Source organism: Castellaniella sp., assembly GCF_034007085.1.
Lineage (GTDB): Bacteria > Pseudomonadota > Gammaproteobacteria > Burkholderiales > Burkholderiaceae_B > Castellaniella.
Genome location: NZ_JAVERO010000124.1, coordinates 1 through 6424, shown reverse-complemented (window position 1 = coordinate 6424; position 6424 = coordinate 1). Strand labels below are relative to the sequence as shown.

Here is a 6424-nt window from a genome sequence, read left to right as displayed (position 1 = left end):
TGCGGCATCCATGGCATTGCCACCGGCCTGCAGTATCTCCAGGCCCGCCTGGCTGGCCAGCGCCTGTTCAGACACCACCATGCCTCGGCGCGCGGCGACCGGATGAAAAACATCGAGGCCGGACTCATAGGCGGCGACGGCCGCCTGGGTCACGGACGCGGCGGACACCACGGCGGGAGAAACCCCTCCCGTCGCAACGCCCCCAGCCCGCTGAGGTGCCGCACAAGCGGCCAGCAGACCCAGCAGCCCCAGGGCGAACCAGCGCGCAGGCAATGCCATCATGGCGAGCGCGTCAGGCGGCGCCGAACACGATCGGCTCACCACCCCGGTCAAACGCCAGCAAGGCGCCGATCGTGCCGTACTTGATCATCTGCGTCATGCGCTGGAACGCCAGATCGACATCCTTGTTGTCCGGCAGGTAGGCGGATTGGTCGGCCATGGCGGCCACGAACACCACCTGCCAGTCCTGGCCGGTGTGGGTCGATTCCTTGACCAGCGTATCGAACGAATGCAGCTCGCCGGGCGTCTTGTCCACGCACAGGACCGGCGTCAGTTCACCGCCTTCTCCCCGGGCGTGGCTGGCCTTCTGTTCGGGTGTGGCATCGTCAGGCACCGAGCTGGCGGCAAAGACGAACAGCAGGCGCTGAGGTTCAGGCTGCAGGCGCGCCGCCTGAAGCAGATCATCGAAACAGGTGATGTCCATGGCGAAACCCCCTTGGGAAATCCATCATGCTACAGGAAACTCGCGCCCACGCCTGGACGGTGGTTGCGGAGCCGCTGCCAAAACGACCAGACCCCGCACGATGGCGGGGTCTGCAAGCACGGCCAAAGCCGCGCGGGATCGAGTCGGAAGGCCGGCAGCGGCCTGGCGGGCGCGCAGGCCATCCGCGTGGCATCAGATGATGCGCACGGCCTCGATCAGGCGCACCACGGTCCAGGACTTGGTCTTGGAAATGGGGCGGCCTTCGGCGATTTCGACGGTGTCGCCTTCGTTGTACTGGTTGGCTTCGTCATGCGCCTTGTATTTCGCGGTGCGATTGACGAATTTGCCCAGCACAGGGTGCTTGACACGGGTCTGGACGCTGACGACGACGGACTTGTCCATCTTGTTGCTGACGACCTTGCCGACCAGCGTGCGCTGACGCTTGACGATGTCTTTCTGGGTTTCGGTGGTCATGTTACTTTCCTGCGTTCTCAGTCATGATGGTGCGGATGCGCGCGATGTCGCGACGCACCTTGCCCAACTGGCTGGTGTTGGAAAGCTGCTGGGTGGCACGCTGCATGCGCAGGTTGAATTGTGCCTTCAGCAGACTTTCGAGTTCGGCCTGGAGCCCGGCGGCGTCCTTGGCGCGCAGTTCACTGGCTTTCATATCCTGATCTCTCCTAGGCGCCCACGCGGCGCGACACGAAGGTCGTGCTGATGGGCAGCTTGGCGGCGGCCAGGCGGAAGGCTTCGCGGGCGAGGTCTTCGCTCACGCCTTCCATTTCGTACAGCACCTTGCCGGGTTGAATTTCCGCGACCCAGTATTCCGGGTTGCCCTTGCCGTTACCCATCCGGACTTCGGCGGGCTTCTGCGAAATGGGCTTGTCCGGGAAAATCCGGATCCAGATACGGCCGCCGCGCTTGATGTGGCGGTTGATGGCACGACGGGCGGCCTCGATCTGGCGGGCGGTCAGGCGGCCACGACCCGTGGCCTTCAGACCGAACTCGCCAAAGGAAACCTGGGTTCCGCGCGTGGCCAGGCCGGTGTTGCGGCCTTTCTGTTCCTTGCGGTATTTCCTGCGAGAGGGTGACAGCATGTTTTATTCTCCTTCAGGCGCCGGAGCAGCCGCAGCGGCATCACGGCGCGGGCCACGGCCACGGCCACGGTTATCGCCCGGACGGCCGGGGCGATCGCCGCGCGGCGCACGGCGCGGACGGCGTTCTTCGTCGCGCGGGGCAGCGGTTTCCGGGGGCATTTCGCCGTTGGGCAGCATGTCGCCCTTGTAGACCCAGACCTTGACGCCGATGATCCCGTAGGTCGTCTGCGCTTCCGAGAAGCCGTAGTCGATGTTCGCGCGCAGGGTGTGCAGCGGCACACGGCCTTCGCGGTACCATTCGGTCCGGGCGATCTCGATGCCGTTCAAGCGGCCCGAGGACATGATCTTGATGCCCTGGGCACCCAGACGCATGGCGTTCTGCATGGCGCGTTTCATGGCGCGGCGGAACATGATGCGCTTTTCGAGCTGCTGGGTGATCGAATCGGCGATCAGCTGCGCGTCGGTTTCCGGCTTGCGGATTTCCTCGATGTTGACGTGCACCGGCACGCCCATCAGGCGCTGCAGGTCGGCCTTGAGGATTTCGATGTCCTCGCCACGACGGCCGATCACCACCCCCGGACGGGCCGAGTACACGGTGATGCGGGCGTTCTTGGCAGGACGTTCGATGACGACACGGCCCACGGAAGCGGATTTGAGTTTCTTCTTCAGGTATTCACGAACGCGGATGTCTTCGGCCAGCATGCTGCCGTAGTTCTTGTCGTTCGCATACCAGCGAGAAGTCCAGTTGTGGTTGACCGCGAGGCGGAACCCAATCGGGTGAATTTTCTGTCCCATTGTGACTCCTTACGCCCCGACCTTGACCACGATGTGGCAGGTCTGCTTTTCGATGCGATTGCCGCGGCCCTTGGCGCGCGCGGAAAACCGCTTCATCGACTGGGCCTTGTCGACGTAGATCGTGGTGACCTTCAGTTCGTCGATGTCGGCGCCATCATTGTGTTCGGCATTGGCGATGGCGGATTCCAGCGCCTTTTTCAGAATGCCGGCGGCCTTCTTGGGGCTGAACGTCAGGATGTTGAGGGCGTGCGCCACGGATTTCCCACGGATCAGATCCGCCACCAGGCGGGTCTTCTGCGCGGAAATATGGACGCCGCGAATGACTGCGGTAGTTTCCATGGCTTACCTCTTGGCCTTCTTGTCCGCCGCGTGCCCCTTGAAGGTGCGCGTCAGGGCGAATTCGCCGAGCTTGTGGCCGACCATGTTCTCGTTGATGTAGACGGGAACGTGCTGGCGGCCGTTGTGCACGGCAATCGTCAGCCCGATGAACTCGGGCAGGATAGTGGAACGGCGCGACCAGGTCTTGATCGGCTTCTTTTCTTTGCCCCCGACGGCGGCATCGACCTTTTTGATCAGATGCGCATCGACGAACGGGCCTTTCTTGATCGAACGTGACATAGTGTTCGCCCCTTATTTGCGCTTGCGGCGAGAGACAATCATATTGTCCGTCCGCTTGTTACGACGGGTCCGGTAGCCCTTGGTGGGAGTGCCCCACGGGCTGACGGGTTCGCGGCCTTCGCCGGTGCGGCCTTCACCGCCGCCATGCGGGTGATCCACCGGGTTCATGGCAACGCCACGGACCGTCGGGCGCACACCACGCCAGCGCATGGCGCCGGCCTTGCCGATCTGGCGCAGGCTGTGGTCGCCATTGCCGACTTCGCCGATGGTGGCGCGGCAATCAATGTGGACGCGACGGACTTCGCCAGAGCGCAGGCGAACCTGAGCATAGACGCCTTCGCGCGCCAGCAGCACGGCGGATGCGCCGGCCGAACGGGCCAGCTGGGCGCCCTTGCCCGGCTGCATTTCGATGCAGTGGATGGTGGCGCCGACCGGGATGGCGCGAATGGGCAGCGTGTTGCCGGAGCGAATCGGCGCATCGGAACCCGACACCACGGTCGCGCCGACTTCCAGTCCGCGCGGGGCGATGATGTAGCGGCGTTCGCCATCGGCGTAGCACAGCAGCGCGATGTGGGCCGTGCGGTTCGGGTCGTATTCCAGACGCTCGACACGGGCGACGATGCCGTCCTTGTTGCGGCGGAAATCGACGATGCGATAGTGCTGTTTATGACCACCGCCACGATGGCGCACGGTGATGTGGCCGTTGTTGTTGCGGCCCGAATTGCGCGATTTCGGTTCGAGCAGGGGCGCGTAGCCCGGGCCCTTGTGCAGTTCAGGGTGCACGACCTTGATCATGCCCCGGCGACCGGCGGACGTGGGTTTGACTTTGACCAGCGGCATTTAGTTCACCTCCGTAAAGTCGATTTCCTGCCCGGCCTTGAGCGAAACATAGGCCTTGCGTTCGTTGCGGCGCCGGCCGATGAAACGGCCGAAGCGCTTTTCCTTGCCCTTGCGATTGGCCACTTGCACGGATTCGACCTCGACCTTGAACAGCAGTTCGACGGCGGCCTTGATTTCCGGCTTGGTGGCGTCGGCGACGACGCGGAAAGCGACCTGGTTGTTCTTTTCGGCGATCATCGTGGACTTTTCGGTCACGACGGGCGCCAGAATGACTTGCATCAGACGTTCGGCATTCATCCCAGCAACTCCTCGAGTTGGGCGATCGCCGGCTTGGTGATCAGCACTTTCTTGTAGTGGACCAGGGACAGCGGATCGGCGTAGCGCGTTTCGATGACCGCCACATGAGGCAGGTTGCGCGTCGCAAGGTAGACATTTTCGTCCAGGGCATCGGTGATGATCAGGACGGGTTCGACAATGCCCAGATCCTTGAGCTTGGCGGCAGCCAGCTTGGTCTTGGGTGCGTCGAGGGTGAAGCTCTCGACCACGGCCAGGCGGTCTTCGCGGACCAGCTGCGAAAAGATCGCGCGCAGGCCAGCGCGGTACATCTTTTTGTTGACCTTGTGGCTGAAGTTTTCGTCCGGCGAATTCGGGAAGGTACGGCCACCCCCACGCCAGATCGGCGAGGAAGTCATCCCGGAACGGGCGCGGCCGGTGCCTTTCTGGCGCCAGGGTTTCTTGGTGGAATGCTTGACCGTGCCGCGATCCTTCTGGGCGCGGTTGCCCATGCGGGCATTGGCCTGGTAGGCCACGACGATCTGATGCACCAGCGCTTCGTTGAAGTCGCGGCCGAAGATCTCGTCGGCGACGGCGACGGTGGCCGAGGATTGACCCTGATCATTCAGGAGCTTGAGTTCCATGATTAGGCTCCTTTCTTGGGCGTCGCCTTGACGGCGGGACGCACGACGATGTCGGCGTTCTTGTGACCGGGAACGGCACCCTTGACCAGCAGCAGGCCGCGCTCGGCGTCCACGCGCACGACATCCAGGTTCTGGACGGTGCGGGTGACATCACCCAGGTGGCCGGCCATTTTCTTGCCGGGGAAGATGCGGCCCGGGTCCTGGGCCTGACCGATGGAGCCCGGCACGCGGTGCGAGCGCGAGTTGCCGTGCGTGGCGCGCTGGGCGCCAAAGTTGTGGCGCTTGATCGTGCCGGCAAAGCCTTTACCGATGGTGGTGCCGGTGACGTCGACCTGCTGGCCGACTTCGAACACGGATTCCACGGCGACCACGGCACCCGCCGTGAATTCGGCGGCGCGGGCGGGATCCAGGCGGAATTCTTTCAGGATGGAACCGGCTTCGATGCCGGCCTTGGCGAAATGACCGGCCTGGGCCTTGGTCACGCGCGAGGCGCGACGTTCGCCGTAGGCGAGCTGGACCGCTGCATAGCCGTCGATTTCAGGCGTCTTGACCTGGGCGACGCGATTGTTGGACACGTCCAGCACCGTGACCGGGATGGATTCGCCTTCCTCGGTAAAGATGCGGGTCATGCCAACCTTGCGCCCCACGAGCCCGAGGCGCCAGGCCGCGGGCGTAGGTGTCGAATTCGACATTGTTTTCTCCGGGGGGTGTTTCCCCACAGTTTTCGATCCCGACTACGATTGGCCGGGGCTGTGATGCCCGTCATCCGTCCTGCATGAAAGCAAAATGGATGACGAAGCCCTTGATTCTAACATAGAAAGCGCCCTTGCACCACACCCCGGCTTGCTGCCCCAAAGGGGGCGTTTTGCATCCTGGGGCGGCCCGACGATGAAAAAACCGCCCTGCCTGAACGGCAGGGCGGTTTCGTCCGAAGGAACCGCACGCAGCGACTCCAGGCGGGAATTACTGCAGCGCGATTTCCACGTCCACGCCGGCCGGCAGGTCCAGACGCATCAGGGCGTCCACGGTCTTGTCGGTCGGATCGACGATATCCATCAGGCGCTGGTGCGTGCGCATTTCGAACTGGTCGCGCGAAGTCTTGTTGACGTGCGGCGAACGCAGCACGTCATAGCGACGGATGCGCGTGGGCAGCGGCACGGGGCCACGAACCACGGCGCCGGTGCGCTTGGCCGTATCGACGATCTCGGCGGCGGACTGGTCGATCAGCTTGTAGTCGAACGCCTTCAGGCGGATACGGATTTTCTGGCTTTTCATGGGAATCCCTAAAGAACGAAAGAGGCGGGGAGCATCCCCCCGCCGGTCCACCAATTACTTGATGATTTTGGCGACGACGCCGGCGCCCACGGTGCGACCGCCTTCGCGAATGGCAAAGCGCAGGCCTTCTTCCATGGCGATCGGCGCAATCAGGCTCACCGTCATCGACACGTTGTCAC

12 protein-coding genes and 2 pseudogenes are annotated in these 6424 nt (G+C 63.5%); all 14 read right to left on the bottom strand.

What is annotated here, in order from left to right:
* Positions 1 to 282 (bottom strand): annotated as a pseudogene (gene ggt, locus RBR29_RS09950) (gamma-glutamyltransferase); the annotation flags it as partial.
* Positions 283 to 292: 10 nt separating this feature from the next.
* The gene (locus tag RBR29_RS09945; RefSeq protein WP_320348943.1) at positions 293 to 703 is read right to left on the bottom strand and encodes a ribonucleotide reductase subunit alpha; all 411 of its coding nucleotides are present in this window, start codon (positions 701 to 703) and stop codon (positions 293 to 295) included.
* 192 nt (positions 704 to 895) lie between these two features.
* Positions 896 to 1177 carry a 30S ribosomal protein S17 gene (rpsQ, locus tag RBR29_RS09940; protein ID WP_320348941.1) on the bottom strand — a complete coding sequence of 94 codons (282 nt, stop codon included), beginning with the start codon at positions 1175 to 1177 and terminating at the stop codon, positions 896 to 898.
* A gap of 1 nt (position 1178) precedes the next feature.
* Positions 1179 to 1370: a 50S ribosomal protein L29 gene (gene rpmC / locus RBR29_RS09935; protein WP_320348939.1), complete on the bottom strand. Its 192-nt coding sequence runs from the start codon at positions 1368 to 1370 to the stop codon at positions 1179 to 1181.
* A 13-nt stretch (positions 1371 to 1383) separates the two neighbouring features.
* Complete coding sequence (gene rplP, locus RBR29_RS09930) at positions 1384 to 1800, bottom strand: 50S ribosomal protein L16 (protein WP_320348938.1); 417 nt, start codon at positions 1798 to 1800, stop codon at positions 1384 to 1386.
* A 3-nt stretch (positions 1801 to 1803) separates the two neighbouring features.
* A complete protein-coding gene (gene rpsC / locus RBR29_RS09925; protein WP_320348937.1) occupies positions 1804 to 2595 on the bottom strand; it encodes a 30S ribosomal protein S3 in 792 nt (263 codons plus the stop codon).
* A 9-nt stretch (positions 2596 to 2604) separates the two neighbouring features.
* Positions 2605 to 2934, bottom strand: a complete 330-nt coding sequence (rplV, locus tag RBR29_RS09920) for a 50S ribosomal protein L22 (protein WP_043678994.1) — start codon at positions 2932 to 2934, stop codon at positions 2605 to 2607.
* Between the two features lie 3 nt (positions 2935 to 2937).
* Positions 2938 to 3213, bottom strand: coding sequence for a 30S ribosomal protein S19 (gene rpsS, locus RBR29_RS09915; protein ID WP_066454635.1), 276 nt, complete (start codon positions 3211 to 3213; stop codon positions 2938 to 2940).
* Positions 3214 to 3225: 12 nt separating this feature from the next.
* Positions 3226 to 4053: a 50S ribosomal protein L2 gene (gene rplB / locus RBR29_RS09910; protein ID WP_320348935.1), complete on the bottom strand. Its 828-nt coding sequence runs from the start codon at positions 4051 to 4053 to the stop codon at positions 3226 to 3228.
* Positions 4054 to 4350, bottom strand: a complete 297-nt coding sequence (gene rplW / locus RBR29_RS09905; protein WP_320348934.1) for a 50S ribosomal protein L23 — start codon at positions 4348 to 4350, stop codon at positions 4054 to 4056.
* Complete coding sequence (rplD, locus tag RBR29_RS09900; RefSeq protein WP_320348933.1) at positions 4347 to 4970, bottom strand: 50S ribosomal protein L4; 624 nt, start codon at positions 4968 to 4970, stop codon at positions 4347 to 4349. Before rplD ends, rplW begins: the two co-directional genes overlap by 4 nt.
* A 2-nt stretch (positions 4971 to 4972) precedes the next feature.
* Positions 4973 to 5662 (bottom strand): 50S ribosomal protein L3, encoded by a 690-nt coding sequence (gene rplC / locus RBR29_RS09895; RefSeq protein WP_320348932.1) that lies wholly within the window; start codon positions 5660 to 5662, stop codon positions 4973 to 4975.
* 271 nt (positions 5663 to 5933) lie between these two features.
* Positions 5934 to 6245 (bottom strand): 30S ribosomal protein S10, encoded by a 312-nt coding sequence (rpsJ, locus tag RBR29_RS09890; protein ID WP_043679008.1) that lies wholly within the window; start codon positions 6243 to 6245, stop codon positions 5934 to 5936.
* Positions 6246 to 6299: 54 nt separating this feature from the next.
* A pseudogene (locus tag RBR29_RS09885) lies at positions 6300 to 6424 on the bottom strand (elongation factor Tu); the annotation flags it as partial.

What these genes read in the sequence shown, in the direction of transcription:
- RBR29_RS09945 (WP_320348943.1), bottom strand. Translation starts at nt 703, where the DNA reads ATGGACATCACCTGTTTCGATGATCTGCTTCAGGCGGCGCGCCTGCAG.
- rpsQ (WP_320348941.1), bottom strand. Translation starts at nt 1,177, where the DNA reads ATGACCACCGAAACCCAGAAAGACATCGTCAAGCGTCAGCGCACGCTG.
- rpmC (WP_320348939.1), bottom strand. Translation starts at nt 1,370, where the DNA reads ATGAAAGCCAGTGAACTGCGCGCCAAGGACGCCGCCGGGCTCCAGGCC.
- rplP (WP_320348938.1), bottom strand. Translation starts at nt 1,800, where the DNA reads ATGCTGTCACCCTCTCGCAGGAAATACCGCAAGGAACAGAAAGGCCGC.
- rpsC (WP_320348937.1), bottom strand. Translation starts at nt 2,595, where the DNA reads ATGGGACAGAAAATTCACCCGATTGGGTTCCGCCTCGCGGTCAACCAC.
- rplV (WP_043678994.1), bottom strand. Translation starts at nt 2,934, where the DNA reads ATGGAAACTACCGCAGTCATTCGCGGCGTCCATATTTCCGCGCAGAAG.
- rpsS (WP_066454635.1), bottom strand. Translation starts at nt 3,213, where the DNA reads ATGTCACGTTCGATCAAGAAAGGCCCGTTCGTCGATGCGCATCTGATC.
- rplB (WP_320348935.1), bottom strand. Translation starts at nt 4,053, where the DNA reads ATGCCGCTGGTCAAAGTCAAACCCACGTCCGCCGGTCGCCGGGGCATG.
- rplW (WP_320348934.1), bottom strand. Translation starts at nt 4,350, where the DNA reads ATGAATGCCGAACGTCTGATGCAAGTCATTCTGGCGCCCGTCGTGACC.
- rplD (WP_320348933.1), bottom strand. Translation starts at nt 4,970, where the DNA reads ATGGAACTCAAGCTCCTGAATGATCAGGGTCAATCCTCGGCCACCGTC.
- rplC (WP_320348932.1), bottom strand. Translation starts at nt 5,662, where the DNA reads ATGTCGAATTCGACACCTACGCCCGCGGCCTGGCGCCTCGGGCTCGTG.
- rpsJ (WP_043679008.1), bottom strand. Translation starts at nt 6,245, where the DNA reads ATGAAAAGCCAGAAAATCCGTATCCGCCTGAAGGCGTTCGACTACAAG.